The sequence below is a fragment of the Hymenobacter monticola genome (assembly GCF_022811645.1).
Classification (GTDB): domain Bacteria; phylum Bacteroidota; class Bacteroidia; order Cytophagales; family Hymenobacteraceae; genus Hymenobacter; species Hymenobacter monticola.
On the sequence record NZ_CP094534.1, the window covers coordinates 4,168,881 to 4,194,369 of the forward strand.

General features: G+C 59.3%; 22 protein-coding genes. 9 read left to right on the top strand and 13 right to left on the bottom strand.

Features of this window, described 5'->3' with window-relative positions; genetic code table 11:
- Window positions 1–28: 28 nt before the first annotated feature.
- Window positions 29–523 carry a hypothetical protein gene (locus MTP16_RS17295; RefSeq protein ID WP_243512200.1) on the bottom strand — a complete coding sequence of 165 codons (495 nt, stop codon included), beginning with the start codon at window positions 521–523 and terminating at the stop codon, window positions 29–31.
- Between the two features lie 66 nt (window positions 524–589).
- On the bottom strand, window positions 590–1,924 hold the full coding sequence (locus tag MTP16_RS17300; RefSeq protein ID WP_243512202.1) for a hypothetical protein: 1,335 nt from the start codon (window positions 1,922–1,924) through the stop codon (window positions 590–592).
- Between the two features lie 223 nt (window positions 1,925–2,147).
- Between MTP16_RS17300 and MTP16_RS17305 the strand changes: the two genes are divergently transcribed.
- The 5 genes from MTP16_RS17305 (at window position 2,148) to MTP16_RS17325 (ending at window position 6,635) form a co-directional block, all read left to right on the top strand.
- Window positions 2,148–2,921, top strand: a complete 774-nt coding sequence (locus tag MTP16_RS17305; RefSeq protein WP_243512205.1) for a nucleotidyltransferase domain-containing protein — start codon at window positions 2,148–2,150, stop codon at window positions 2,919–2,921.
- Between the two features lie 14 nt (window positions 2,922–2,935).
- The gene (locus MTP16_RS17310) at window positions 2,936–4,015 is read left to right on the top strand and encodes a nucleotidyltransferase domain-containing protein (protein WP_243512207.1); all 1,080 of its coding nucleotides are present in this window, start codon (window positions 2,936–2,938) and stop codon (window positions 4,013–4,015) included.
- A gap of 154 nt (window positions 4,016–4,169) precedes the next feature.
- A complete protein-coding gene (locus MTP16_RS17315; protein ID WP_243512211.1) occupies window positions 4,170–5,093 on the top strand; it encodes a TIGR01777 family oxidoreductase in 924 nt (307 codons plus the stop codon).
- A 6-nt stretch (window positions 5,094–5,099) separates the two neighbouring features.
- Window positions 5,100–5,633, top strand: a complete 534-nt coding sequence (locus tag MTP16_RS17320) for a GbsR/MarR family transcriptional regulator (RefSeq protein ID WP_243512213.1) — start codon at window positions 5,100–5,102, stop codon at window positions 5,631–5,633.
- A gap of 21 nt (window positions 5,634–5,654) precedes the next feature.
- Window positions 5,655–6,635, top strand: a complete 981-nt coding sequence (locus tag MTP16_RS17325) for an ADP-ribosylglycohydrolase family protein (protein ID WP_243512215.1) — start codon at window positions 5,655–5,657, stop codon at window positions 6,633–6,635.
- A gap of 39 nt (window positions 6,636–6,674) precedes the next feature.
- On the opposite strand, the gene MTP16_RS17330 is transcribed toward MTP16_RS17325, so the two are convergent.
- The 5 genes from MTP16_RS17330 to MTP16_RS17350 all read right to left on the bottom strand — a co-directional run bounded on the left by MTP16_RS17330 (window position 6,675) and on the right by MTP16_RS17350 (window position 12,183).
- Window positions 6,675–7,298: an ABC transporter ATP-binding protein gene (locus MTP16_RS17330; protein ID WP_243512217.1), complete on the bottom strand. Its 624-nt coding sequence runs from the start codon at window positions 7,296–7,298 to the stop codon at window positions 6,675–6,677.
- An 80-nt stretch (window positions 7,299–7,378) separates the two neighbouring features.
- Window positions 7,379–8,185 (bottom strand): acyl-ACP--UDP-N-acetylglucosamine O-acyltransferase, encoded by an 807-nt coding sequence (gene lpxA / locus MTP16_RS17335; RefSeq protein ID WP_243512219.1) that lies wholly within the window; start codon window positions 8,183–8,185, stop codon window positions 7,379–7,381.
- A 99-nt stretch (window positions 8,186–8,284) separates the two neighbouring features.
- The gene (locus MTP16_RS17340; RefSeq protein WP_243512222.1) at window positions 8,285–9,679 is read right to left on the bottom strand and encodes a bifunctional UDP-3-O-[3-hydroxymyristoyl] N-acetylglucosamine deacetylase/3-hydroxyacyl-ACP dehydratase; all 1,395 of its coding nucleotides are present in this window, start codon (window positions 9,677–9,679) and stop codon (window positions 8,285–8,287) included.
- A gap of 116 nt (window positions 9,680–9,795) precedes the next feature.
- On the bottom strand, window positions 9,796–10,836 hold the full coding sequence (gene lpxD, locus MTP16_RS17345) for a UDP-3-O-(3-hydroxymyristoyl)glucosamine N-acyltransferase (RefSeq protein ID WP_243512224.1): 1,041 nt from the start codon (window positions 10,834–10,836) through the stop codon (window positions 9,796–9,798).
- A 120-nt stretch (window positions 10,837–10,956) separates the two neighbouring features.
- Complete coding sequence (locus MTP16_RS17350) at window positions 10,957–12,183, bottom strand: HD domain-containing protein (RefSeq protein WP_243512226.1); 1,227 nt, start codon at window positions 12,181–12,183, stop codon at window positions 10,957–10,959.
- 243 nt (window positions 12,184–12,426) lie between these two features.
- Between MTP16_RS17350 and porX the strand changes: the two genes are divergently transcribed.
- The gene (gene porX, locus MTP16_RS17355) at window positions 12,427–13,995 is read left to right on the top strand and encodes a T9SS response regulator signal transducer PorX (protein ID WP_243512227.1); all 1,569 of its coding nucleotides are present in this window, start codon (window positions 12,427–12,429) and stop codon (window positions 13,993–13,995) included.
- Between the two features lie 80 nt (window positions 13,996–14,075).
- Window positions 14,076–14,645, top strand: coding sequence for a hypothetical protein (locus MTP16_RS17360; RefSeq protein WP_243512229.1), 570 nt, complete (start codon window positions 14,076–14,078; stop codon window positions 14,643–14,645).
- A 15-nt stretch (window positions 14,646–14,660) separates the two neighbouring features.
- Here the strand turns inward: MTP16_RS17360 and MTP16_RS17365 are convergent, their stop codons facing one another.
- From MTP16_RS17365 to MTP16_RS17380, 4 genes are all read right to left on the bottom strand, one after another.
- Window positions 14,661–15,461, bottom strand: a complete 801-nt coding sequence (locus MTP16_RS17365) for a DUF4249 domain-containing protein (RefSeq protein WP_243512232.1) — start codon at window positions 15,459–15,461, stop codon at window positions 14,661–14,663.
- 24 nt (window positions 15,462–15,485) lie between these two features.
- The gene (locus tag MTP16_RS17370; protein WP_243512234.1) at window positions 15,486–17,831 is read right to left on the bottom strand and encodes a TonB-dependent receptor; all 2,346 of its coding nucleotides are present in this window, start codon (window positions 17,829–17,831) and stop codon (window positions 15,486–15,488) included.
- 182 nt (window positions 17,832–18,013) lie between these two features.
- Window positions 18,014–19,270 (bottom strand): pyridoxal phosphate-dependent aminotransferase, encoded by a 1,257-nt coding sequence (locus MTP16_RS17375; protein ID WP_243512237.1) that lies wholly within the window; start codon window positions 19,268–19,270, stop codon window positions 18,014–18,016.
- Between the two features lie 142 nt (window positions 19,271–19,412).
- Entirely contained in the window at window positions 19,413–21,785 is a 2,373-nt protein-coding gene (locus tag MTP16_RS17380; protein ID WP_243512241.1) for a TonB-dependent receptor, read from the bottom strand.
- 270 nt (window positions 21,786–22,055) lie between these two features.
- Between MTP16_RS17380 and tsaE the strand changes: the two genes are divergently transcribed.
- Both tsaE and MTP16_RS17390 read left to right on the top strand, forming a co-directional pair.
- The gene (gene tsaE, locus MTP16_RS17385) at window positions 22,056–22,493 is read left to right on the top strand and encodes a tRNA (adenosine(37)-N6)-threonylcarbamoyltransferase complex ATPase subunit type 1 TsaE (RefSeq protein ID WP_243512243.1); all 438 of its coding nucleotides are present in this window, start codon (window positions 22,056–22,058) and stop codon (window positions 22,491–22,493) included.
- A 91-nt stretch (window positions 22,494–22,584) separates the two neighbouring features.
- Window positions 22,585–23,811, top strand: coding sequence for an alanine dehydrogenase (locus tag MTP16_RS17390; RefSeq protein ID WP_196284706.1), 1,227 nt, complete (start codon window positions 22,585–22,587; stop codon window positions 23,809–23,811).
- 93 nt (window positions 23,812–23,904) lie between these two features.
- On the opposite strand, the gene MTP16_RS17395 is transcribed toward MTP16_RS17390, so the two are convergent.
- Window positions 23,905–24,483 carry a hypothetical protein gene (locus MTP16_RS17395; RefSeq protein WP_243512245.1) on the bottom strand — a complete coding sequence of 193 codons (579 nt, stop codon included), beginning with the start codon at window positions 24,481–24,483 and terminating at the stop codon, window positions 23,905–23,907.
- An 80-nt stretch (window positions 24,484–24,563) separates the two neighbouring features.
- Window positions 24,564–25,484, bottom strand: coding sequence for a flavin reductase family protein (locus tag MTP16_RS17400; RefSeq protein WP_243512248.1), 921 nt, complete (start codon window positions 25,482–25,484; stop codon window positions 24,564–24,566).
- Window positions 25,485–25,489 lie beyond the last annotated feature (5 nt).

The following is a 25,489-nucleotide window of genomic DNA, read 5'->3' on the forward strand; positions in this document are numbered from 1 at the left end:
GACTCTGCGAGTCCACGCATAGGTGGTGCTAGTCTTCGTCAGTCTCCTCCAAATCTACCTTATTGATGCTGAGGTAATTGCCAAATATAGTATCTGCTAAATCTGCGGCGATGACTCTTTTCGCAATTTCAAAATTAACTACGGTCACACTCACGTCCATCTTCCCAAAACCATAGCCGTTACCATCAAACGCACCTAATCCAGTATAGCCGACCAAATAGTCAAGATGGTCGCCCAAGCGGTGAAGCTTCTTCAATTTGTTGGCAGTCATATTCTCAGCCTCGTATTCAATGACGAGAATATCTTCTGTTGTAGCTTCTGAAAATCCTTCCTGTCGTGCAGCATTAATTCTCTCTTGAATTAATACTTCAAATTCTGTTTTGTTCTTGGCTCTGATGACTTCTTTCGGGCCTACTTCGCCTACTATTCCTTGGTTAATTACTCCGGCTTTAAGAGTTCTGCTCCATGCTTGCCAGTAGTAAAGGGTGTCATGCTGCTTTTTGTATAGTTTGATTGTTTCCATCAATTTGAATTATTAAATGTATTTGCAGTGGCAGAAGATTGAATTAGCTTACGAAGCAAGCTGAGACTATTCACTTCCTGAATTCGCCGTCAGCAACAGAATCACCGCACTCACCTCTACATCCGTGTAGGCCTGCATTTCCTCCTTGGTGTGCAGTACCTTCATGTTCCGCAGTTTCTGCGGGTCGAGCTGCTTCATCTGCGGCGCGGAAATCGGGACGCCGTTCAGCAAAATCAGGACGTTGTAGTATTTGTCGGCCTTGTTTGTGCGTTCTACCACAGCGTTGACTTTGGCAGCATCCACCTTCGCCGGAGCGGGAAAGGCGGGCTGCGTAGCAGAAACCGCGCCGCTGGCCAACTCCTTTTCAAAATCCGCCACCTGCTGGCTGAACAGCTGCCGCCCGAGCTGCGGCGTTTGCTCGCGGAGCAGCTGCTTTACCTGGGCTTCGGGGGCGTGGGCCAACAGGTATTCGATCAGCGCCCCGCCTACGGCGTACAGTTGCCGTTCGGAATAAGCGTTGGGCTGCTCCCACATGCGCCAGACGTCTATGGGGCTGGCTGCGGCTTGCCGGGCCGTTTGCAGGCGGTTGGCGCCGCTTTGGTCGAAGCACACGGCAATGCCTTCGCTGATGAGGGGGCGTTGCTGGGTGGGGCGCAGGCCGAAATGCATCAACTGGTGGGCAATTTCGTGGCCCCGGGTTTGGTCCCGCATGGCGTGGATGGTGAGGAAATTGGCCTGCGTGAAGCCTAACGGCTGGCCGAGCACCCGCAGGGCGTCGGCGCGGTCGTCCCATACGTAAAAATCGACTTTGCGCGGCAGCGTGGCTTGAAAAAAGCGGTTGTTGGCTTCATAGGCCTGCTCGTGCAGGGCCGCAAAAGCTTCCGGCGACGTGCCCAGGTTTTTGGGCGCCTGGAAGTGGAAGCTGAAATGCGTGGTTTCCAGCGTTTGCCACTTGGTGGCCGCTTCCCGGCCGCGCAGCATGCCCAGGCGCTTGCTGGCGTAGGCCGTGGCGTTTCGGGTGGCATTGGCCGCCACGGCGGCTTCGAGGGCCGTTTTGGCGCGGCCATAGTCCTGCAGGCCATAATAGCAGGTGCCCAGGTAGGCCTGGCCCCAGGCTTTCACGTCGGGCGTGGCATTGGCAGCCGTGGCGCTTTTTAGGAGGTAGGGAATAGCTGCCTCAAAGTCGTCTTTGTCGGCGTGGGCCCGGCCCACCGCTTGGTTCACCAGGGGCTGCTCGCCGCCCCCGCCCGCCTTCAACTCCTGCGCGCCGCGGGCAATGACGGCATCCAACTGCCCGGCTCCGTAGAGTTTGAATAATTCCTGTGCCACCGACTGGCCCGGCGACCTAAAAGCAGTGCCGCAGCACAGTAGCAAGACGAATAGTGAAATGCGGCAGGCCATTTTTGTAGAAAATGCAGGCGTTGAAACCCTGTTAGGAAAGAATTTGCCCGTAAATAAAAGCCGTCTTGGTTTCTTGGCTGGTGCCGGGGCTGTAAGGGAGCCATTGGCCTTTGTCAAATTCATAGCGCAATACATTTATACCGGAGCAACATGCAGCGGCTCCGGCAATTTTCATAGCCTTCCATTGCGCTGCGCAGTCTTATTAAATAACACTTTAACAGTCATGCTCACCCGCATTCAAACTGCCCTCCGCCAGCTGGAAGCCACCCACGGCATCTGTATTCTCTACGCCTGCGAATCGGGCAGCCGCGCCTGGGGCTTTCCCTCCCCCGATTCGGACTTTGATGTGCGCTTTATCTACTGCCACCCGCCGGCCTGGTACCTCACCCTTGACGAAGGCCGTGACACGCTCAATTTTCCGGTCGATGACGAGCTGGACCTCGCCGGTTGGGAATTACGCAAAGCCTTACGCCTGCTGCGCGCCTCCAACGCCGCCCTTTTCGAGTGGCTGCAGTCGCCGGTGGTGTACCACGAGGCGCTGGACTTCCAGGCGCGGCTGGCGGCCCTGCTGCCCGCCGCCTTCAACCTGAAAGCCGGCCTGCACCACTACCTGGGCCAGCTGCGGCGCGGGGTAGAAGAAGACCTGGCCGGGGAAGAAATTCGCCTCAAAAGGTTGTTTTACGCCTTGCGCTCAGCGCTGGCTGCCCGCTGGATTCGGGAACGACATATGCTGCCGCCCATGGAGTTTGCTCCGCTGCGTGCATTATTACCGGCGGCGCGGCAGGGCGATGTGAACGAATTATTGCTTCGCAAGGCCGATGCCAACGAGAAAAGCGTGGTTCCAAATCCGGCCGCGCTGGTGGAATTTCTGCAAGCCGAGCTCGCGGCTGGCCAGGCGGCGCGCGAAACCTTGCCGGTACTGCGGCCAGGCGCCGTGGCCGGAGAATTAGACACCTTGTTTCAAGCGCTGCTTAGCGAGGCATTTGCGGCCTTTTAAATAATAGACAAGCCATGCTGACCATCGCAGATTTACGGGCGCAGAAATTAATTATTTTCGAAGCCATCAGCGGCAGCCGGGCCTACGGCACCAATTTGCCGCACTCCGATACCGATTTAAAAGGCGTATTTATCCTGCCCAAAGACCGGTTTTTTGGGCTCGACTATGTGCCGCAGGTGGCCAATGAAACCAACGACGAGGTATTTTATGAATTGCGCCGCTTTGTAGAGCTGCTATTGAAAAATAACCCAACGGTCTTAGAATTATTGGGCACGCCCGCCGATTGTGTTATTTACAAACACCCGATTTTTGAGCAATTCAACGCGGCCGATTTTCTTTCCAAGCTTTGCCGCCAAAGCTTTGCCGAATACGCCGTGGCGCAAATTCGCAAAGCCAAGGGCCTGAATAAAAAAATCAACCACCCAGAGCCGCCGGCCCGCAAATCGGTGCTGGATTTCTGCTACGTAACCGTCGGGGCGGGGGCGCAGCCGGTGGCCGCCTGGCTGGCGCGCAAGGGCTACGACATGGCGCAGTGCGGCCTGGCCAACGTGCCGCACCTTAGCGATTTGTACGCCATGTTCGTGGATGCCATGCCGGAGCGCCACCACGGCTACCGCGGCCTCGTGCGCGACCCCGAAACCTCGCAGGACGTGCTGCTCTCGGCCGTGCCGAAAGGGGAGGAGCCCGTGGCTTATCTGTCGTTTAACCGCAACGGCTACAGCACCTACTGCCGCGTATTTCGCGAGTATTGGGAGTGGGTGGAAAAGCGCAATGCCGAGCGCTACCAGAACACTGTGCAGCACGGCAAAAACTATGATGCCAAAAATATGCTGCACGTATTCCGGTTGCTGCAAATGGCCGAGGAAATTGCGCAGGATGGAGAGGTGCACGTTCGCCGTCCCAACCGCGAGTTTTTGCTGCAAATTCGACGAGGAGAATTCGACTACGAAGAATTGGTTGCCGAGGCCGAGAAGCTGGTGCAGCGGGTCGAAACGGCATTTGCCAGCTCCCACTTGCCAGCCATGCCTGAAAAGGAAGTGGCCGAGCAGCTTCTGCTGCGGGTGCGCCGCCAGTTCTATGAGGGGGTTCAATAGAAGTCCTGCAGCCCCGGAGTAGGCACAGAGCCTGAAATTATGTATCACAAGTTTCAATAATTATTGAAACTTGTGATACATTTGCCTCGTCTAAAGGCAACGCTCCGGAACGAACTGGCGGGCGGCGTGCCCACCAAGGCCAACGTGCAGCAACATGAAACAACTGAAAATAGTCATCGTCGGCGGCAATGGGTTTTTGGGTCGTCACTTGGGCCTACACTTCCAGCAACGCGGCTACCGCGTGGTAACCATTGGGCGGACGGTGGCGCCGGGTCCCGATTCGGTGCGGTGGGATACCCGGACGCTGGGCCCGTGGGCCGCCGAGCTAGAGGGCGCCGACGTGCTGGTAAACCTGGCCGGCCGCACCGTCGATTGTCGGTACAACGAGGCAAACAAACGCCAAATAATTGCCAGCCGCGTGGAAAGCACCCGCGTGCTGGGCCAGGCAGTGGCCGCCTGCGCCGTGCCGCCCAAAGTGTGGCTGAATTCATCCACGGCCACCATTTATGCCGATACGCAAGGCGCACAGCCCGCCAATACAGAAGCCAGCGGCCGCATCGGAACCGGCTTTTCGGTGGTAGTGGCCACCGCTTGGGAACAGGCTTTCCGGGACTGCCTCACGCCCCGTACCCGCCAGGTGGCCCTGCGCACCTCCATTGTACTGGGCCGCGACGGCGGGGCCTTTCCGGTGATGGCCAGGCTGGCGCGGCTGGGCCTATGCACCCCACAAGGCACCGGGCAGCAGTGGGTGAGCTGGCTGCACATCCAGGACTTTTGCCGCGCCGTCGAGTTTCTGGCCACCGAAACAGAAGAAGCAGGGGCTTTCAATGTGTGCGCGCCGAACCCACTGACAAATCGGGATTTCAATACCTTGCTGTGCCATGAGTTGCGCCCGTTGCTGCGCCTGCCGCAACCCAAATGGCTGCTGGAAATCGGCGCATTTCTTTTGCGCACCGAAACCGAGCTGATTCTGAAAAGCCGCAAAGTGTATCCACAGCGGCTGCTGGAATTGGGGTTCGACTTTACGTTTTCTACTTGCGAAGCGGCGGTGAAGGACTTGCTGCCGCTGCAATCTTAAAATAATATGGCTGTTGATTCTACCGCTTCCACGCCCGCACTGGCCGAAGCCAAAGCTCAATTCATTCACACCTGGGGCGTGACCGGGGCCAGCTGGGGCGTGAGCAAAACGCTGGCCCAGGTGCACGCCCTGCTGCTGGTGAGCCCCACAGCCCTGAGCACCGAGGAGCTGATGGCCCAACTGAAAATATCGCGCGGCAACGCCAGCATGACGGTGCGCGAGCTGCTCGATTGGGGCCTGATTTACAAAGAGCTGCGCCCCGGCGAGCGCCGCGAGTTCTTCGTGGCCGAAAAAGACATGCTGCAAGTCACGCGCTGCATCATCCGGGCTCGCAAGCGCCGCGAGCTCGACCAGATGAAGCGCAGCATCGACCAGCTGGCCGCCCTGCCCGGCGACCCCGCCGATGCCGACTACCGCGCCTTTCACACGGCGCTTGCCGATATCCAGCAGCTGGCCAATGCGTCGGACAAACTGCTTTCCCGGCTCATGCAGGCCGAAAAAAGCTGGTTCTGGAACACGTTCATCAAGCTGTTTATGTAGCCACGCATCTACCTTGCACCCATGCAAGCTTCCCTTCCATCTGCTGCCCGCGCCGCCCTGCTGGGCTTGGCCGTGGGCGACGCCCTGGGCGTGCCCGTCGAATTTGCGCCCCGCACCGCCCGCCAGCAAGACCCCGTGACCGGCATGCGCGCTTACGGGACCCACGGCCAGCCCGCCGGTACCTGGTCCGACGATTCGTCGCTAACTTTTTGCCTGGCCGAAACGCTGGCCCGGCCCGGCGGTCGCACCGGACTGCCCGATTTGAACGACTTTGCCCGTCGCAGCATCAACTGGCTCTATAATTCCTATTGGACAGCTCACGGCGAAACCTTCGATGTGGGCAATGCCACCCGCGTGGCCATCGACCGTCTGCAACGCGGAACAGAGCCCACCAAAGCGGGCCCACGCTCCGAATTCGACAATGGCAACGGCGCGCTAATGCGCATTCTGCCCCTGTCCTTTCACGAAACGTGGCGGGCAGAAAGCCTCGACTTAAATGCCGCCTGGGCACTTACCGAAGCCGTAGCCAGTGTGACGCACGGCCACCCGCGTTCCACGCTGGGCTGTTTTGTGCACTTGCTGGTGGCGCGGGGGCTGTTGCGCGGGCTAAGCCCCGCAGCATCCATCAAACAAGCCAGAACCGAAAGTTACAACTGGCTACATAACCAGGCCAAAGGCCCTGTTTTCTACGAGTGGCCCAAATACAACACATTCTTTGACGGAAGCTTAGCTAATCTTACCGAACAGGAGGTTAAATCGACCGGCTACGTGGTACATACCCTGGAAGCTTCCCTGTGGTGCCTGCTGAAACACGACAGCTACGCCGCCACCGTGCTGGCCGCTGTGAACCTAGGCGACGACACCGACACCACTGGCGCTGTAGCCGGCGGGCTGGCCGGGCTGGCATATAGCGAAGCCGGCATCCCGGCCGAATGGCTGGCCGTGCTGGCCCGTCGGGCCGATATTGAGGTTTTGGCCATGCGGCTCGCAAAGGCTGACTAACGAGGCCGTAACGCGGGCTGCAGACACCGCGCTACAAGCCTACCGCTTCTGAAAATCCGTCACCAGCAGCTCCTCATCACAAAAAGCATACTCGGCCGGGACGTTGGAGCTGAGCAGGAGCGTGCGGCCGGCGCGGGTGGCCTGCACGTGTTCCTGGTACCAGGCCACGCCGGTGGCGTCGAGGTTGGTGGTGGGCTCGTCGAGCAGCAGCAGCGGCGCGGCGGCATAAAGCGCCAGCCCCAGCTTAAGCCGCTGCTTCATGCCCGAGGAAAACTCCCGCACCAGCTGGTGGCGGCCTTTTTCGAGGTACATGATGCCGATAAGCCTATCGAGCGACACGCCGGGCTGCAGGGGCTTGAACCGGGTGTGAAACTGCAGCAGCTCCAGCAGCGTCAGTTCCTCCAGCAGCTCCAGGTAGGGGGCAGCATAGGCCAGGTAATGCGGCACGTCCTCTACTGCCACGGGGTGGCCGGCCAACGTGTAGGTTAACGTACCCTCCGTCGGCAGTAATTGGCCCGAAATCGTGTTCAGCAGCGTGCTTTTGCCCGCGCCGTTGGGGCCCAGCACGGCCGTGGCGCTGCCCGGCCGAAATACCCGCGTAAGGCCCCGGAAAATCCAGTCGCGTTGAAAGCGCTTGCCCAGGTTGGTGGCTTCAATATTCATTTAACATTCATCATTCAACACGCCTGAGCCGGGCGGGCCATTAGCGTATTAAATGTTAATTGATAATTGTTAAATGCGAATTATTCCCCTTCCTCGTCGTCGCGCTTGCGCTTGCTGGGGCCTTTGATGATGCCGCGCGAGGCCGACCGAATAAAATCGATGGCAAAGTCACGCTCGGTTGAGGCGGGTATCTCCAGTTCGATGCGGCCCAGGGCCTCCTGGGTATTCAGTCCGCCCAGGTACAGCAGGCGGTACAGGTTCTGGATGGCGTACACCTGCTCGTCGTCGTAGCCGCGGCGGCGCAGGCCCACCGAGTTGATGCCCGCGTAGGTGAGGGGCTCGCGGGCGGCCTTCACGTAGGGCGGTACGTCTTTGCGCACCAGTGAGCCGCCTCCAATGAAAGCGTGGGCCCCAATGTTGACGAACTGTTGCACCAGCGTGCCACCGCCCACAATGGCCCAGTCGCCGATGGTGACGTGGCCGGCAATCTGGGTGGCGCCCGAAATCACGCAATGGTCACCGATGAGGCAGTCGTGGGCCACGTGCACGTAGGCTTGCAGCAGGCAGTGGGCGCCCACGCGGGTTTCGCCGCGTTCCACGGTGCCGCGGTTCACGGTCACGTACTCGCGCAGCACGGTGTAGTCGCCTACATGGGCCGTGGTCTGCTCGCCGGCAAACTTCAAATCCTGCGGGATGCCCGCCACCACGGCGCCCGGAAATATCTGGCAGTGCGCCCCGATGCGGGCCCCGTTCATGATGGTAACGTTGGGCCCAATCCAAGTGCCTTCTCCAATCTCAACGTCCGCCGCAATGGTCGTAAACGGGTCAACGGTGACGCCTTCCGCCAGGCGGGCATCGGGGTGAATGGAGGCGAGAGGGGAAAGCATTCTGTAGGGTAATGAAGAATGAGAAATGAAGAATGAGGAATTGGACGACCGACAAGTAGAACTAATTCTTCATTCTTCACTCTTCATTAGTAATTCAAATTAGGCATCCTTGCGGACGATGGCGGCACTCATTTCGGCTTCGCACACCACCTTGCCATTCACGAAAGCCTGGCCGCGCATCTTGGCGATGCCGCGCTTGATGGGCGCCAGCAGCTGGCAGCTGTACACGATGGTGTCGCCGGGCAGCACGCGCTTGCGGAAGCGGGCATTCTCAATGCCGAGGAAGTACTGCCAGTAGTTTTCGGGGTCCGACACGGTGTTCATCACCAGGATGCCGCCGGTTTGGGCCAGGCCCTCAATCTGCATCACGCCGGGCATCACCGGGTTGCCGGGGAAGTGGCCTTGGAAGAAGGGCTCGTTCATGGTCACGTTTTTCACGGCCGTCACCACCTGGTCGTCGAGGTGAATCACCTTGTCAATCAGCAGGAAGGGGTAGCGGTGGGGCAGCACCTGCATGATGCGGTTGATGTCCATCACCGGCTCGCGGCTGGGGTCGTAGGCCGGCACCGGATTGCTCCGGGCTTCGAGCATCTTCTTCTTAATTTTCTTGGCGAAGGCCACATTGGCCGCGTGGCCGGGCCGGGCGGCCAGAATCTGGCCTTTCAGCGGGCGGCCCACCAGGGCGAGGTCGCCCACGAGGTCGAGCAGCTTGTGGCGGGCGGGCTCGTTTTTGTGGCGCAGGTCCACGTTGTTAAGAATGCCCTCTTTCTTTACCGACACGCGGGGCTTGCCCAGCATCTTGGCCAGGTCGCTCAGCTCGTCGTCGCTCACCACGCGGTCGACCACCACAATGGCATTCGAGAGGTCGCCGCCGCGAATGAGGTTGTTTTTGTAGAGCATTTCCAGCTCGTGCAAAAAGCAGAACGTGCGCGAGGAGGCGATTTCTTCGCTAAACAAGCCGATGTCGGTGAGCGTGGCGTGTTGCGAGCCCAGCACCGGCGAGTTGTAGTCCACCATCACCGTGAGGCGGTAGTCGGTCAGGGGCAGCGCCGCAATTTCCACGCCGCGGGCGTTATCGACGTAGCGGATGCTTTCCGGAATTTCGTAGTAGTTGCGCAGGGCGTTTTGCTCCTGCAGGCCCACGGTTTGCAGCGCCTTGATGAACTCGGCCGACGACCCGTCCATAATGGGCGGCTCAGGGCCCGACAGCTGAATGAGCACGTTGTCGAGCTGCAGGCCCACCAGGGCGGCCAGCGTGTGCTCCACGGTGTTGACGCGGGCGCCGTTTTGTTCGATGGTGGTGCCGCGGCTCAGGTCCACCACGTTGTCCACGTCGGCGTCCACGGTGGGTTGGCCAGGCAAATCCACGCGTTGAAACTTGAAGCCGTGGCCCACCGGAGCGGGGCAAAACGTCATGGTGGCTTCCACGCCGGTGTGCAGGCCAATGCCGCGCACCGTCACGGGCGCCTGAATGGTGTGTTGCTTGTCGTTCATTCTCGTGAGAAGTGAGAGGTGAGAAGATGAGAGGGGAGACGGAAATGGCCCTGCCCAACGGCGACGGCCCATTTCTCATTTCTCACTTCTCATGGTCTCACTTCTAAGCCACAAAGCTAGGGCTTTTCTGTTGCGTTTTTAGCCTTCTCCAGCTGCGCCACGCGTTGTTCGAGCTCGGGCAGGCGCCGGAACACGATTTGGGCGCGTTGGTTTTGCTTGAAATCGAAGGCCGTGGAGCCCTGCAGGATGGTGCCTTCCTGCTTCACGTTCTTGCCCACGCCCGATTGGGCCGTGACGGTCGTTTTGTTGGCCAGTGTGACGTGGCCAGCCATGCCCACTTGCCCCGCCAGCACGCAATGGTCGCCGATTTTGGCCGAGCCGGCGATGCCGGTTTGGGAGGCAATGACGGTGTGGCGCCCAATTTCCACATTGTGAGCCAGCTGCACGAGGTTATCAATTTTGCTGCCCGTGCGCACGATGGTAGAGCCCAGGGTGGCGCAGTCCACGGTGGCGTTGGCGCCGATGCTCACGTAGTCTTCGAGCACCACGTTGCCGATTTGTGGAATGGCCTTGTAGGAGCCGTCGGGCTGCGGCGCAAAGCCGAAGCCATCGGAGCCCACCACTGCGCCGGCCTTGATGACGCAAAATTTCCCAATCACGGTATCGGGATAGATTTTGGCCCCGGCGTGGATGATGCTGCCCTCGCCGATGGTCACCCGGTCGCCGATGTAGGCGTGCGGGAACACCAGCACGTTGTCGCCCAGCCGGCACTGCTCGCCGATGTAGGAAAAGGCGCCGCGGTAGTGCCCCGCGCCAATTTCCGACGACTTGCCGATGAAAGCAGGCTCTTCGACGCCGCGCTTGCCGGTGCGGGTGGCCTGGGCGTAAAACTCGAGCAGCTGGCTAAATGCGGTGTAAGGATTATCAACCCGAATGAGTGTGGGCTTGATGGCTTGTTTCAGTTCCTGCGCCTGGCCTACGATGACGGCGGAAGCACCGGTTTCATATAGAAACGGCTCGTATTTGGCATTGGAGAGAAAGGTGAGGGAGCCGGCCTGGGCTTCTTCAATCTTGGCCAGGCTGGAAATGCGCTGGGTGGCGTCGCCTTCCACGGTGCCGCCAAGCACCTCGGCAATTTGCTGAACGGTAAATTCCATAGGCGGCAAAAATAGTGCTTGGTGTTTGGTGCTTGGTGCTTGGTCTTGGGCTGATGCTAGGTGCAGCAGTCTGACCTATTGAAAACCAAGCACCAAGCACTGTGCACCAAGCACCAAATTCTACACAATCTCCTTCGGGTAACAGATGTAAAACTTCTCCACCCGCTGGCTGAGGGCGCGGATGTTGGGCAGGTCGGAGGCTTCCATCACGTTCACTACGTCGCCTTTTTTGGTCAGGATTTCGATGGGCTCGCCGCTGGGGTTGTAGGCGCTGTTGCTCAGGCGGCCGGGAATCATGAGCAACTCGGCTTCTTCGGGCGAGAGTTTGAATTTGTCCTCGATAAGCTCGCGGATGCCGAGGCAAAATTCCTCGTCGAAGGGCTCGGGGGCCAGCACAATTTTGAGCAGGTTGCGGTGCAGGATGCTTTTGGCGAGGTAGCTGAGCACCACGTCGGGGTGGCCGGCCCAGGACTTGATGGCCGACCAGATATCGTAGTCGTCAAGCTCCACGAAGTGGCTGAGGATTTTCTCATCCTTCTCAAATTCGGCCAGGCTCACGGCGCGGCCCAGGAAGTAGCCTAGGCAGGTGTTGGCGGGCACTTCCACGCCGCGCCGGGCCAGGTCGCGGGCCCGTTGCACCACCCGGATGACCATTTGCTCGGCCGAGGTCACGGTTTTGTGCAGGTACACCTGCCAGTACATCAGGCGCCGGCTCACCAGAAAATTCTCGACCGAGTAGACGGCTTTTTCTTCCAGCACCAGCCGCTCGTCGTGCACGCGCAGCATCTTGATGAGGCGGTCGGCGCCGGGGCGGCCTTCCTCCACGCCCGTGTAGAAGGAGTCGCGGTTGAGGTAGTCCAGCCGGTCCATGTCGAGCTGGCTGCTCACGAGCTGATGGAAAAACGGCCGGCCGTAGGTGCCGTCAAACATCGAAATGGCCAAGCTCAGCTTGCCGTGAAACTCGGCGTTGAGCCGCTGCATCAAAAACACCGATACCTGTTCGTGCGGCACATCCTGGAAGATGGCGGTTTCGAGGGCGTGGGAGAGGGGGCCGTGGCCCACGTCGTGTAGCAGGATGGCCGCCATGGCTGCCTCGCCCTCGGCCGCCGAAATCTTCACGCCCTTGTCTTTCAGCGTGCGCAGCGCCAGACTCATGAGGTGCATGGCGCCCAGCGCGTGGTGAAAGCGCGTGTGCAGCGCCCCCGGATACACAAACCCCGTGAGCCCCAGCTGCTGGATGCGCCGCAGCCGCTGAAAGTAGCGGTGCTCGATGAGGTCGAACAGGAACTCCGTGGGAATGGTGACGAAGCCGTAGACGGGGTCGTTGAAGATTTTTTTCTTATTCACAGAGGCGGCCAAAAGGGGAGAGAGCGGCAGGCAGAAAACAGAAATGCGGGCAGACGGCCACAAAACAGGCAACATTTGCACCCGCCGCTTGTCCCTGACTGAACGCGAAACTACGGCGCACCGTTTGAGCAAGCTCATCAATCCGTAGTCGAACGCAATGCCGTTTTACTATATCCATTCGGGACGTCTTACGTTACTAACCTAAACCAAGACCCTAAGTCCCCAAGACCCCAAGTCCCCACTATGCAACAAACCACCATTCTCTGGGCCGACGACGAAATCGACTTGCTCAAGCCGCACCTGCTGTTTCTCAAGGAGAAAGGCTACGACGTGACGCCCGTCAACAGCGGCGCCGACGCCATCGAGGAAATCCAGGAAAAGAGCTACGACCTCGTGTTTCTGGATGAAAACATGCCCGGCCTCACCGGCCTCGAAACGCTGAGCGAAATCAAGGCCATCCGGCCCACCGTGCCCGTGGTGATGATTACCAAGAGCGAGGAAGAGCACATCATGGAGTCGGCCATCGGTGCCAAAATCGCCGATTATCTTATTAAGCCGGTGAACCCCAGCCAGATTTTGCTGTCGGTAAAGAAGGTGCTCGATAACAAGCGCCTCGTGAGCGAGGCCACCAACTCGGGCTACCAGCGCGACTTCCGCCAGCTCGGCATGCAGCTCTCCGACCGCCTCTCGCCTTCGGAGTGGGCCGACGTGTATAAAAAGCTGGTATACTGGGAGCTGGAAATCAACGAAACCGAAGGCAAGAGCATGGCCGAAGTCTTCAACATGCAGAAGGACGAGGCCAATACCTATTTCGGCCGCTTCATCACGGAGAGCTACGAGGATTGGGTGAACGGCGACGACAAAGACGCCCCGCTCATGTCGCACCAACTTTTTAAGGAGCGGGTGTTCCCCACGCTGAAGGCCACTGGCGACACGCCCGTGTACTTCGTGCTGATTGACAACCTGCGGTATGACCAGTGGAAAGTGCTGGAACCCATCATCACCGAGTTTTTTACGGTGGACAGCGAGGAGATGTACTACGCCATTCTGCCGACTACCACGGCGTATGCGCGCAACGCCATTTTTTCGGGCATGATGCCGGGCGAGATTCAGAAGAAATACCCCAATCTGTGGGTGACCGACGACGACGACGAGGGCAAGAACCTGCACGAGGCCGAGTTCATGGAAATCAACTTCCAGAAGAACAACCAAAAGCACAAGCACAGCTACAACAAGGTGACCAACCTGCAGGCCGGCAAGGACTTGCTGGGCAAGATGAGCAATCTGCACAACAACTACAAGTGCAACGTCATCGTGTACAACTTCGTGGACATGCTCTCGCACGCCCGCACCGACATGGCCATGATACGCGAGCTGGCGGCCGATGAATCGGCCTACCGCAGCATCACCCGCTCGTGGTTCCTGCACTCGCCGCTCTACGAGATGCTGCAAACCATCGCCGAGAAAAAAGGCAAGCTCATCATCACCACCGACCACGGTACCATCCGCTGCAAGCGCCCCTACAAGATTGTGGGCGACCGCAACACCAACACCAACCTGCGCTACAAGCACGGCAAAAACCTGGGCTTTGACGACTCGCGCGACGTGTACGTGGTGCGCAAGCCGGAAAGCATTTTCCTGCCGCGCGAAAACGTGAGCACGGCGTATGTGTTCACGATTGGTGACTATTTCTTCGCCTACCCGAACAACTACAACTACTACGTGAACTACTACAAGGACACGTTCCAGCACGGCGGAATCTCGCTGGAGGAGTGCATTATTCCTTATGTGACGCTGACTGCGAAGGGTTGATTTGATGCATTAGATTAAGCCAAATAAAACCGGCAGGCCTATCTTAGAGCCTGCCGGTTTTTATTTTGCCATCTTCAAGCATGCTACGACTTCGAACAATAGCCTTGCTGGGCCAAACAGCATTTGGCGCCCTGTGTTTCTCATGTGGTGAGCCGCAAGACGTTGTGAAAACAACAGCAACCAAAGTCGACCTGACTACCGAGTCACAACAGCCGCTACTTGATACAACGATGTTTGTTGTATTGCCATTCGATAAAAATAGTGACCATTACCGGTTTGAAAATGCAACAGGGACTGCGCTTTCAACTGCGGAATTAAGAAGTGTCGAAGTTTTATTAAAACAATGCGTTGCCGAACATAATCTCACTCAAGAAAGAGAGTTTCAAGAAATGGTGAAGGCGCACCCTGAAATTCAGTTCAAAAGAGAAAATTATTTTATTAACGTAGCAAATTATGAGCGGCAGTTAGTGCCATTTTTAAATGCTAAAAATGAAAAGGTAGTTTGGGTTAATTGTTCTTGCGGAAGAAGCAAGAACGGAGTGCCCAAAGAAATAATTGAGGTAATGGACGGCGGCAACTGCTATTTCAACGTCAAAATCAATCTTACCAAACAAACTTGGTATGATATGATGGTAAACGGGTCGGCTTGATATTTCAACCAGCAATTACGGTATCAATAACCGCTTTACCCGCCGCGAGTGGGCGCTGAAGTAACCTAGTGCGCCGCCTGAAAAGTTGGATTTCGGGTTGGCGGGCGTGGTACTGAAGGCGGGGTTGTTCTGCAGAATCTGGTTCAGGGTGCGGAAGTACTCGTACACGTTGGGGTCGATGTTCTGCATTTCCACGCGCAGGCTGTCGCCGGAGGCCAGCTTGTCGAGGTCATCGGCAGTACCGCCGCCGCCCATGTTGCGCAGCGACTGGCTCACACGCTTGCCGTCGGTAAACTTGTCGTTCTGAATGAAGAAGGTTTTGTTAAGGCGCCCGTTGCGGTACTGCCGGAACAGGTAACTGTTGCCTTCGCCCAGCGGGTCGTTGTATTCCACCACGGCCTGAATGCTTTTGGTGTCGAAAATGCCCGGTTGGGTGCGCAGCACATCGAAGGGTACGACAACGGGCAGGGTAGAAACTGCTACGTATGCCGTGCCGCCGGTTTCCACGCGCAGGGTGTAGGCGTGGCCCGCCACGCCGCGAATGCTGGCCCCTACGTACTGGCCGGGGCTGGTTTCGCGCAGTGTTTCGCGGGCGCCGGTGTCATCGGTGAGAGTGACGATAGCGCCACTCACGGCTGGGAAATCGTTAGTTTCGGCGTAGTTCACCGAGCGGTTGAGGCTCACCTGGCAGGGCTGGCCATCGTCGGCCAGCTTGCCTTCGATGACGAGCTGCGAATCGGACGTGTTCAGCTTCAGGTCGATGGTTTTCTCGCAGCCGGTGCCTGCTAGCAGGAGAGCGGCAGCGGCCAAAAGCATCTGTATGTTGGAGCGCGGCATAACTTAGAAGCTGAAATTGTAGGTGGCCGAGGGGATGAACTTGAACAGGGCCGTTTGCACGGCGCGGGTGCGGCTGGGGTCGTTGGGGTCGGCCTCAAAGCGGATGCTGTAGGCATTTTCGCGGCCCAGGGCATTATACACCGAGAACGTCCAGCTGCTGTGGAAGCGGTGGCCTTCCTGGTGGGGCTTCTCATAAGTGGCGCCCAGGTCAAGGCGCTGGTAGTAGGGCATACGGTCGGCGTTGCGTCGGCCGAAGTAACTCACTATCTGGTTGCCAATCTGGTATTTGCCTACCGGGAAGGTCACGGCATTGCCGGTGCTCGTCACGAAGGTGCCCGAGAAGCTCCACTTCGGGTTGAGCTGGTAGATGGCCACCACCGACAGGTCGTGGGTGCGGTCCTGGCGCGAGGGGAAGTAGACGCCCTGGTTGATTTCGGTAAATTTGCGCTCCGAGCGGCTCAATGTGTAGCCCAGCCAGCCGCTGAGGCGGCCCACGTCCTTGCGCACCAAAAACTCGATGCCGTAAGCCCGGCCAGTGCCGTAGAGCAGGCTGGCTTCCACGTCGAAATTACCCTGGAGCTGGGTGCCGTCGCGGTAGTCAAGCTGGTTTTGCAGGTCCTTGTAGTAGGCTTCGACGGTCATTGAATACCCTTTCTTGGCCCCCAGCGTGCGGTAGTAACCGGCCGATACCTGGTCGGCCACTTCAGGCTTCACGTTGAAGCTGGTGGGGATGTAGAGGTCGGTGGGCGAGGAGGCGTTGGCGTTGCTGAGCAGGTGCAGGTTCTGCACGTTGCGGGCGTAGCTGGCCTTCACCGAGCTGGCCTCATTCAGCTGCAGGCTGGCGGCGAAGCGGGGCTCCAGCTTCACATAGGTTTTCAGGAATTTATTGCGGGCGTAGTCGGTGGCGGCCAGCACGTTGCCGGCTGCGTCGTAGCTGGAATAGGTGCCCGGCCCCAGCAAGCTGAACGCCGACAGTCGCAGGCCGGTGGTGAAGTTGAGGCGTGGCGCGGCCTGCCAGTCGTGCGACACGTAGGCCGCCGTTTCCAGTGAGTAGTTCGTTTTGTCCGCCGTGGCGTTGATGCCCGAGGAAGCATCGGCCGTGACGTGGCCCGGCGTGATGGTATGGTAGATGGCCTGCCCGCCAAACCGAAGCGTCTGCGCCGAGCTGGGGTAAAACTCGAAGTCCTGCTTCAAATTCCAGTCCTGAATTTTGGAATCGATGCTGAAATTCCGGTCGTTCGAGGAAATTTTAATCTGATAATCGTACTTGCTGAAAATCAGTGAGGTATTTGAAAAAATACGGTCCGTGAACAGGTGGTTCCAGCGCAGCGTGCCGGTTTGGTTGCCGTAGGTCTGGCCAAAGGTGTTGCTGAAACCCAACGCGTCGCGCCCCAAATAGCCCGAGAAAAATACCCGGTTGCGCTCGTTCAGCACATAGTTGGCCTTGGCGTTGAGGTCGTAGAAATACAGGCTCGACTGGCGCGTGGTGGGGTTAGAGGACAGCTTGAGAAAGATATCGGCGTAGGTGCGCCGGGCCGTCACCAAAAACGAGCCCTTGTCCTTGATGATGGGCCCTTCCAGCGCCAGGCGTGAGGCAATGAGCCCGATGCCGCCGCTGCCGTGCAGCTGCTGGTTGTTGCCGTCCTTCATCTTGATATCCACCACCGAGGACAGCCGCCCACCGTACTGCGCGGGCATGCCGCCCTTGTACACGGTCAGGTCCTTGATGGCGTCGGAGTTGAACGTCGAGAAGAAGCCCAGCAGGTGCGAGGCGTTATATACCGGCGCCTCGTCCAGCAAAATCAGGTTCTGGTCCACGGCCCCGCCGCGCACCGTGAAGCCGCTGCTGCCCTCGCCGGCGCTCTTGATGCCTGGCAGCAGGGTCAGCGTCTTGATGACGTCCTTCTCGCCAAAAAGCACCGGCACCTTGGCAATTTGCTTCAAGTCAATGGTTTCGACGCCCATTTGGGCCTTGCTGATGCCGGCGTCGGTGCTGCGGGCCGTCACCACCACTTCGGTCAGTTCGCTGCCGCCGGGCGCCAGCTTGAAGTCGAGCCGCTGGCTGGCGGTGGCCGTCACGCTGCGCTTTTGGGTACTGAAACCCACAAAGCTGACCTCGACCGTGTAGGTGCCCGCCGGCACCGTGAGCGTAAAAAATCCGTAAGCATTGGCCCCGGTGCCCACGCCGGGCAACTCCACCACCCGAATGGTGGCCCCGCTCAGGTTTTCACCCGAGGAAGCATCTTTCACCGTCCCGCTAAGCGTGACGCGGCCTTGGGCCCGGGCTGGCCCGCTGCCTAAAAGAAGCAGTAGCAGGCACAAGCCCAGCAAAGGAAAACGTAGGTACATAAAACGAGCGCAAAGCGTGAGGAGGCAAAATTACCCCCTGCCAACTGCGCCGGGCCCTTTTTTCGACCAATGCCTTATTTATTTACTGAATGGAGTCATTTCTACCAAAGCAAACGGCTGTCGGGCCGGCACTGCTTCTGCGCAGCACCGGCCCGACAGCCGTTCAGAAAGTCAATTCGGGTCTACTTAAGCTGGTCAAGTGCCGCCTTCAGACGCGGCAGCGCGGCCTGAATGGACGCTACCGTTTCCGCCCCCACCGAGGCGCGGAACCACGGCTCCGTGGCCGGCGAGCCGAAAGCCGAGAAGGGCACCAGGGCCAGTTTGGCTTCTGAAATTAAGTAGGAGGTAAGCTCGGCAGTGGTGCTGAGTACAGTGCCGTCGGGGGCGGTGCGGCCCAGCACGTCAATCTTTGCAGTGAGGTAGATGGCGCCGGCCGGAGCTACGGCATCCACCGGGTAGCCCTGGGCCTGCAGCGCTTTCAAACCGGAGAACAAGGCTTGCAGGGACGTTTGCAGGCGGTTTTTCATGTCGCCCAGAAAGGCGTCGACTGCAGCGGCATCGGGCATGAAGTGGGCCGTGGCCACCTGCTCAGCCTTGGGTGCCCAGGCGCCCACGTGGCCCAGAATGGACTTCATCTTTTCGATGATGGCCGTTGGCCCGAAGCTGTAGCCCACGCGCACACCGGTGGCAGCGAAGCACTTCGAGATGCCGTCGATGTAAATGACGTAGTCGCGCAGCTCGGGGCGCAGCGTCACGGGGTCGTGGTGCTGGGTGTCGCCGAAGGTGAGCAGCCAGTAAATCTGGTCGTACAGGATGTAGAGCGGCTTTTCCTCAGGGCTGCGGCGCTTGTTCTCGGCAATCACCAGGTCGCAGATTTCCTCCAGGCCCTGCTTCGAGAAAACCGTGCCGGTGGGGTTCAGCGGCGAGCACAACGCCAGCAGGGTGGCGCCCGGCACGTGCGGGGCCAGGTCGGCGGCGGTGGGCATGAAGTTATTTTCGGCGCGGGTGGGCACGGCCACGGGCGTGGCCCCGGTGAGGTGGCAGTAGTGGTTGTTGTTCCAGCTTGGCAGCGGGAAAATCACCCGGTCGCCGGCGTCTACCAGGGTGCGGTAGGTGGCGTAGATGAGCGGACGCGAGCCGCCGGCAATCAGGATGTCGTTGGGGCCGTAGGCAAGTCCCTGGCGCGTTTGCAGGAAATCGGAAACCGATTGGCGCAACTCGTTGATGCCGGCGGCGGGCGGGTAGTTGGTGAGGCCCGCTTCGTAAGCCTGGGTGATGCCTTGGTTCAGCCCGGCCGGGATGGGAAAAATTTTGGGGTCGAAATCGCCGATGGTCAGGTTGCAGATGTTGGCGCCCTGGCGCACCTGCTCGCTTACCTGGTTGCCGATGCGAATGATTTCGGAGCCGCTCAGTCCGGCGGCCATCTTTGATACTTGCATAGAAAAGAGGGGCGGGCCGATGGGGCCGCACTGGCCGCGAAGGTACAGGTCGCTTCGCTTAATGAGGAATCAGGAATGAAGAATGCGGCGTCACCGTTTGCTGTTTTTCCTTCCTGATTCCTCATTAATCAAGCCGAAGTCCTCATAGCCCGCCGGCGCGGCGCAGCTCGTCGTCGGCGCCGGCGGCCCGCTTGCGGGCGGCGGCCACCTTGCTGCTGCCAAATCGGTAGGTGAAGGCCACCGTGGCCACGCGCGTGTCCTGGCGCAGCCGAAAGCTTTCGGTGAAGCCGTCGTAAACCGACGTGGACCGGATGGGCGCGGTATAGAGCACGTCGGCCACGTTCAGCCGCAGGGTGGCCTGCTTGGCCCAGAAGCTGCGCTGCACGCCCAGCAGCAGCTGTCCGCGCGCCCGCGCCCGTTCAAAACCCCATATTTCGCCTGACTGAAACGTGCCGCTGAGCTCGCCCGACCAGCTGCGGGGCAGGCTGAAGGTGTTGCTGGCGGTGAGAATGCACGCCGGCTGCTGGCGGTCGAGGGCCGTGCCGGCCAGATAGCCCCGGAACCGCGAGTAGTAGAATACGCCGTTGGCGTATAGCGTCCACCATTTCGCCGGTTCCAGGGGCGCGGTGAGGGTCAGGGCGTAGTAGTTGTGGGTGGTCAGGTTTACGTCGCGGTTCACCACCAGCCGCCCACCATCGGGGGCGGGCTGCACCACCGTCACAATGGGCTTGTCGGTTTGGGCGTAGCTGAGAGTGGTGCTGAACTTCTGGCGGAAGGTGTGCATCAGCTCAACATTGTAGCTTGTCTGGGCCACCAAATCCGGGTTGCCGGAGCGGTACGAGGTGGCGTCGAAGTAGGAGCGCAAGGGGTTTAGCTGGCCGTAGTTGGGCCGGTCGATGCGGCGGCTGGCCGTCAGGGCCAGCGTGTGCTGGGCGTTGAGGGTGCGCTGCACCGAGGCCGAGGGGAAGAATTGCAGGTAGTTCTGCTCCCGGAGCAGCTCGCCGTCCGTCTCGGTGCGGATGGTGGCCTGCTCGGCGCGCAGCCCCGCCTGGAAAGTGGTTTTGGTGGCCGCGCCGCGCAGGCTGGCATACACGGCCTGCACCTTCTCCTGGTAGTTGAAATTGGTAGAAATCGACGAATCGTACACCCCCTCGTTGAGAAAAGCCACGTTGTTTGCTGAATTCACCAGCGTGGTTTTCGCGCCCACATCGAGGCGGGCCCGACGAGGCAGGGGCCGAGTGTAATCAATCTTCACGGCCGCAATTTGCAGCTCGCTGAGCTGGTCGCCCGTGAGCAGGCTGGGTCCTGCCGCCAGGTAGTGGGAAAAGGTGGCAAGGGCGAGCGTACGCCGGGTATTGTAGTGGGCAAAATCCGCGTCGGCCGAGAGTGCCGCGGCCGCAGCCGAGTCGGCAAAGGCGTGGCGAAAATTAACATTGGCGCTGCCGCTGGGCCGCCGGATATCCTGCCGCGTGGTGGAGCTGTTACCACCGATTAGCGCCCCCCCGGCGTCTTCAAATTGGGTTTGGCTGGAGTTTGCCGTGTTGGTCTGGCTGAGAAGGCCGGTCAGCGACAAGCCCAGCAGGGAAGCTTTCGTCAGGTTGATGTCCGCGCCGAGTTTGGCGCTGTGCGATGCCAAATCCAGCACGCGCTTGCCCACAATGCTACCGCGCGCCGCCGGCAGCGCTCCCGCCGCTGCATACTGCCGGTCGAACTCCTGACGAGCAAAATCGCGGCGGTTGGTGTAGGTGTAATTGCCGAAGTAATTTATGTTTTTGCGGCGGTGGTTGAGACTGAGGCCGGCCGTGAGCTTGCCGTATTCGCCCCGGCCGTAGCTGGCGTTGGCGCTGCCGTTGGTGCCCAGGCGCTGGTCCTTTTTGAGATTGATGGCGATGACGCCCGCGCCGCCCTGGGCGTCGTATTGCGCGGGCGGATTGGTGAGCAGCTCCACGCTTTGCACCTGCTCGGCGGGCAGGGCGCGCAGGTAGCTGGCCAAATCCTCGCCCGTCAGCGGCACGCGCTTGCCGTCGACCACCACCAGCAAGCCCTGGCGGCCCCGAAGACTTGGGTTGTTGCTGGCGTCCAGCGTCACGCCCGGCGCGCGGCCCAGCACGTCCAGCGTCGTGGCCCCGGCTGAGAGTGGGCTGTCGGCCACATTCACCACCGTGCGGCCGGCCTGGTGCTCATACAGCGGCTTGCGGGCCGTCACGGTCACTTCTTTCAGGGCCGTGGCCTGGCTGGTGACCAGCCTGATGGGCGGGAGCACCACTCCCGAACGGATGAGCTCAAACGCCTCGCCCCAGTGCCGCGCATAGCCCACCTGACTCACCGATACCAGGTAGCGCCGGCCGGCCAGCGCTTCAAGGCGAAAAGCCCCTTGCTCGTCGCTGAACTCGGTTTTCACGACCACCGAATCGGCCGCTCGGTGCAGCGTTACGGTTGCATACGCAATCAGGGCGCCCGCCGAGGCCTGCACCGTGCCACTCACCGCCGGCAGGCTTTGGGCCGGGAGTGCCACCGGAGCCGCCAGCAGCAAGAGCCCGCATACCACCCAGCGGCCCGGAATGGGGGGTACTGCAGGTAGACAGGGGGGTAGATGGAAAGGCATGCGGGGACTCGGGGTAGAGGCAGGAAGCAGTTGGGGCAGGGCAAGCGCCTGGCAAAATAAGTGCTAGCCGCTTTGGGCTGACCACTTTAGGCCGGGAAGTAAAGTGTAAAGGTGTGGCTTGCGCCCCGATTATCCAAGAACTGAGCGCGGCTTCCGGCCGGCGGCCGGTAAATTTGCGCTATGCTCCCCCAAACTATCGCCGTGGCCACGCTGGCCGACCTGCCCATTGCCGCCCAGGCACTTTCCACTGCCATCACCGAATCCGGCTGCACCGTGGTGGCCTTCGAGGGCGAGATGGGGGCGGGCAAGACCACCCTCATCAGCGCGCTGGCCGCCGCGCTCGGCGTGGCCGACGACGTGAGCAGCCCCACCTTTGCGCTGGTGAACGAGTACCGCGACGGTCGCCAGCAGCCCGTGTACCACTTCGACTTTTACCGCATCAATTCTGTGGCGGAAGCTGAACAGATGGGGGCCGTCGAGTACTTCGATTCGGGGTATCTTTGCCTAGTAGAATGGCCCGCCCGCGTGGCCGATTTATTGCCCATGCCCCGGCTCGAAGTGCGCCTCGAAGTGCGCGAAGACCAAAGCCGGGAAGTAGAATTGAAAATTATTGATTGATATTTAAAAATGCCTGCTTCTTATTTCGATTGAGTCAGCCTTGCTATTTGTAAATTAATGATTAGGAAAACATCGTTTATCATTCTTCAAGATGCCCGAGCAGCTACCTTCCGGTTTTGAGTCCCTGGCCACGAGCCGCGCCTATTTCACCCAGGAATCGATGCTGGCCGTGGAAACGCGCAAGCGCAAGCTCTTCATCGGCCTGCCGCGCGAAACCTCGCTGCAGGAAAACCGCCTCGGCCTCACACCCGAAGCCGTGCAGCACCTCGTGAGCGCCGGCCACGAAGTGGTGATGGAGGCCGGCGCTGGCGAGCCCAGCAAGTACGCCGACCATGCCTACTCCGAGGCCGGCGCCCAGATTGCCTATTCTACCGAAGAGGTATTCAAGGCCGACATTCTGCTGAAAGTGGCGCCGCCCACGCTGGAGGAAATTGAACTGCTGCACGCCGGACAAACCCTGATTTCGGCCCTGCAAATGGGCTCGATGACGCCGGAATACATCGCGGCCCTCTCGCGCAAGAAAATCAACGCCATCGGCTTCGAGCTGATGAAGGACCCCAGCGGCGCCCGCCCCGTGGTGCGCGCCATGAGCGAAATCGCCGGCTCGACGGTGATGCTGATTGCGGCCGAATACCTGGCCCGCTCCAACGAGGGCAAGGGCATTATCCTGGGCGGCATCACGGGCGTGCCGCCGTCGCAGGTGGTTATTCTGGGGGCCGGCACGGTGGCCGAGTACGCCGCCCGCGCCGCCACCGGCCTTGGGGCCGAGGTGAAGGTGTTCGACAACCACCTCTACAAGCTGCGCCGCCTCAAGCACAACCTGGGCATGCAGCTCTACACCAGTACCCTGGATACGTTTGCCCTGAGCCAGCAAATCCGCCGGGCCGACGTGGTAATCGGGGCACTGGCGGTAGAAGACGGCCGCATTCCCTTCATGGTGCCCGAGGAAATGGTGGCCAGCATGTCGCCGGGCTCCATCATCATCGACGTGAGCATCGACCAGGGCGGCTGCTTCGAAACCAGCGAGATGACCAGCCACAGCAACCCGGTGTTCCGCAAGTACGACGTAATTCACTACAGCGTGCCCAACATTGCCTCGCGCGTGCCGCGCACCGCTACCAACGCGCTGAGCAACATCTTCACGCCCATCCTGCAGGAAATCAGCCAGCACGGCGGCATCAACGAAGTGCTGTTTACCAATGAGCATTTCCGCAGCGGCGTCTACATCTACCGCGGCTCGCTCACCAACTCAATGATTGCCAAGAAATTTAACCTGCGGTACAAGGAGTTGGGATTGTTGATTGCAGTGCGTAATTAATTATTGGGTTTGCGTTATTTTAAATTTTGGTAATGCTTTGCAATTACCTGATGCTCCTGGTTGAAACAGTTAGTATATCCTCCTTGGGTTGCCCTACTCATAACGCTTGTACGTGTGACTTATTTGCCATAAATTGTTCAGTGGGGCAAGGTCTTTCTTGAGGGTTTGGAAAAATATTTTCCGGTCTAATGCTTTGGAAACGCTCAACTTGTAGCCGGTTCCCTGGCCTTGTTCTACGAAAAAATGGTTGTTGTGAAGGTCAATAATAGCAACGTCTGTAGTCGCTGCGTTAATTGGGGGAATAAACTTTATCCGGTCTTCTGATTTTCTGATAGCAAGCTTTTCGGCGTGAAGGAGACTTGAAAAGTTATTATTTGGAATCGAAAGGGGTTTGGTAATGGTTGTATCTGTTACTTTGACTGCCTTGGTTATCATACCTTTGAACCAGATTAGGTAGGTTTCCTGCTTGTGCTTATTATTGGTTACAAACACTACAAAAGAATACAGCTTATTATCATGATGCAGACTGTCTTTGTATCGTTGAATTATTTTTTCGTCGAAGTAAAATCTTTCATTGCGAAGGATAATGTCTTGCGCTTTAGAATGAGTTACATTGAAAAATATGCCCGTAATTAAACATAGTATTCCGGTGTAAAAGTTGTAGCTCATCATAACAGTGTAAGTAGTATTGGAAAATTGTTTTAATGCTAATTATAAATTGCCGGGGCACTATGGAATTGGCTGATTTTGAATCATTTAATTAGTAGCACCTTCCACGCTTCCACCAATCGCCCTTCCGCCAGAAACTGCCGCCCCAGGTTTAGCAATTGTTTCTCAAGCTCCGGCGCGTCATCGCGGTATTTATTAATCAGGTAAGCCACCATCGGCTCGGCTTTAAACTCCTCCACCTGCTCCGGCGTGGGCAGGGCGTTGCGCTCGATGTTGGCGAGGCGGCCCAACTCGTTGCCGGTGAGCACGTCGGAGTTGCGTAGGTGCTCGGGCAGCTGGTCGATGCCGATGCCGATGTGGCGGTTGGGCTTGGGCACCTCGAAGAGGCTGGCGCCGCTGGCCCGGCAGTACCAGTCGCCGCCGAGGCGGGCCACGGCGTCGAGCTTGAAGGGGTCGATGCCGGTGGCGTCGGGCAGGAGGATGTCCTGGCGGAAGTGGGCGCGCACCACGCGGCAGATGATGAGGTTGCCGGCGCCGTGGTTCTGGCCCAGCTCGATGATTTGTTCCACCACGCACTCGAAGGCGGCCGGGGCTTCGGCCACGCGGGGCGGGCGCACCTGCTCTGAAGCCAGCTCGGTGAGGCCGGCTTTGGTGAATTCGTTGACGCCCTTTTCGTACTCGGTGCTGGCTAGCGACATCTGCTCCACGAGCGCGAAATCGCAGATGTTGATGACGACTTCGGGCACCTCGCGCACGTTTTGTAGCGTGTGCTTCTGGGTGTTGTCGCGCACGCGGTTGGCGGGCGAGAACACGAGGATGGGCGGGTTGGCGCTGAAGGCGTTGAAGAAGCTGTAGGGGCTCAGGTTCACGCGGCCTTCGGCGTCGACGGTGCTGGCGAAGGCCACCGGGCGCGGGGCCACGGCCCCCACCATAAAGGGGTGCCACTGAGCGGGCGTGAGGTCGGCAGGGGTGAGGGAGTGAAACGACGGAGCGGGAGCGGGCATGAGCG

Bases quoted from the DNA above. Each gene is read 5' to 3' on its own strand.
- MTP16_RS17295 (WP_243512200.1), bottom strand. From the start codon at position 523: ATGGAAACAATCAAACTATACAAAAAGCAGCATGACACCCTTTACTAC.
- MTP16_RS17300 (WP_243512202.1), bottom strand. From the start codon at position 1,924: ATGGCCTGCCGCATTTCACTATTCGTCTTGCTACTGTGCTGCGGCACT.
- porX (WP_243512227.1), top strand. From the start codon at position 12,427: ATGCAACAAACCACCATTCTCTGGGCCGACGACGAAATCGACTTGCTC.
- MTP16_RS17365 (WP_243512232.1), bottom strand. From the start codon at position 15,461: ATGCTTTTGGCCGCTGCCGCTCTCCTGCTAGCAGGCACCGGCTGCGAG.
- lpxD (WP_243512224.1), bottom strand. From the start codon at position 10,836: ATGGAATTTACCGTTCAGCAAATTGCCGAGGTGCTTGGCGGCACCGTG.
- tsaE (WP_243512243.1), top strand. From the start codon at position 22,056: ATGCTCCCCCAAACTATCGCCGTGGCCACGCTGGCCGACCTGCCCATT.
- MTP16_RS17305 (WP_243512205.1), top strand. From the start codon at position 2,148: ATGCTCACCCGCATTCAAACTGCCCTCCGCCAGCTGGAAGCCACCCAC.
- MTP16_RS17375 (WP_243512237.1), bottom strand. From the start codon at position 19,270: ATGCAAGTATCAAAGATGGCCGCCGGACTGAGCGGCTCCGAAATCATT.
- MTP16_RS17320 (WP_243512213.1), top strand. From the start codon at position 5,100: ATGGCTGTTGATTCTACCGCTTCCACGCCCGCACTGGCCGAAGCCAAA.
- lpxA (WP_243512219.1), bottom strand. From the start codon at position 8,185: ATGCTTTCCCCTCTCGCCTCCATTCACCCCGATGCCCGCCTGGCGGAA.
- MTP16_RS17400 (WP_243512248.1), bottom strand. From the start codon at position 25,484: ATGCCCGCTCCCGCTCCGTCGTTTCACTCCCTCACCCCTGCCGACCTC.
- MTP16_RS17390 (WP_196284706.1), top strand. From the start codon at position 22,585: ATGCCCGAGCAGCTACCTTCCGGTTTTGAGTCCCTGGCCACGAGCCGC.
- MTP16_RS17325 (WP_243512215.1), top strand. From the start codon at position 5,655: ATGCAAGCTTCCCTTCCATCTGCTGCCCGCGCCGCCCTGCTGGGCTTG.
- MTP16_RS17360 (WP_243512229.1), top strand. From the start codon at position 14,076: ATGCTACGACTTCGAACAATAGCCTTGCTGGGCCAAACAGCATTTGGC.
- MTP16_RS17340 (WP_243512222.1), bottom strand. From the start codon at position 9,679: ATGAACGACAAGCAACACACCATTCAGGCGCCCGTGACGGTGCGCGGC.
- MTP16_RS17395 (WP_243512245.1), bottom strand. From the start codon at position 24,483: ATGATGAGCTACAACTTTTACACCGGAATACTATGTTTAATTACGGGC.
- MTP16_RS17370 (WP_243512234.1), bottom strand. From the start codon at position 17,831: ATGTACCTACGTTTTCCTTTGCTGGGCTTGTGCCTGCTACTGCTTCTT.
- MTP16_RS17310 (WP_243512207.1), top strand. From the start codon at position 2,936: ATGCTGACCATCGCAGATTTACGGGCGCAGAAATTAATTATTTTCGAA.
- MTP16_RS17315 (WP_243512211.1), top strand. From the start codon at position 4,170: ATGAAACAACTGAAAATAGTCATCGTCGGCGGCAATGGGTTTTTGGGT.
- MTP16_RS17330 (WP_243512217.1), bottom strand. From the start codon at position 7,298: ATGAATATTGAAGCCACCAACCTGGGCAAGCGCTTTCAACGCGACTGG.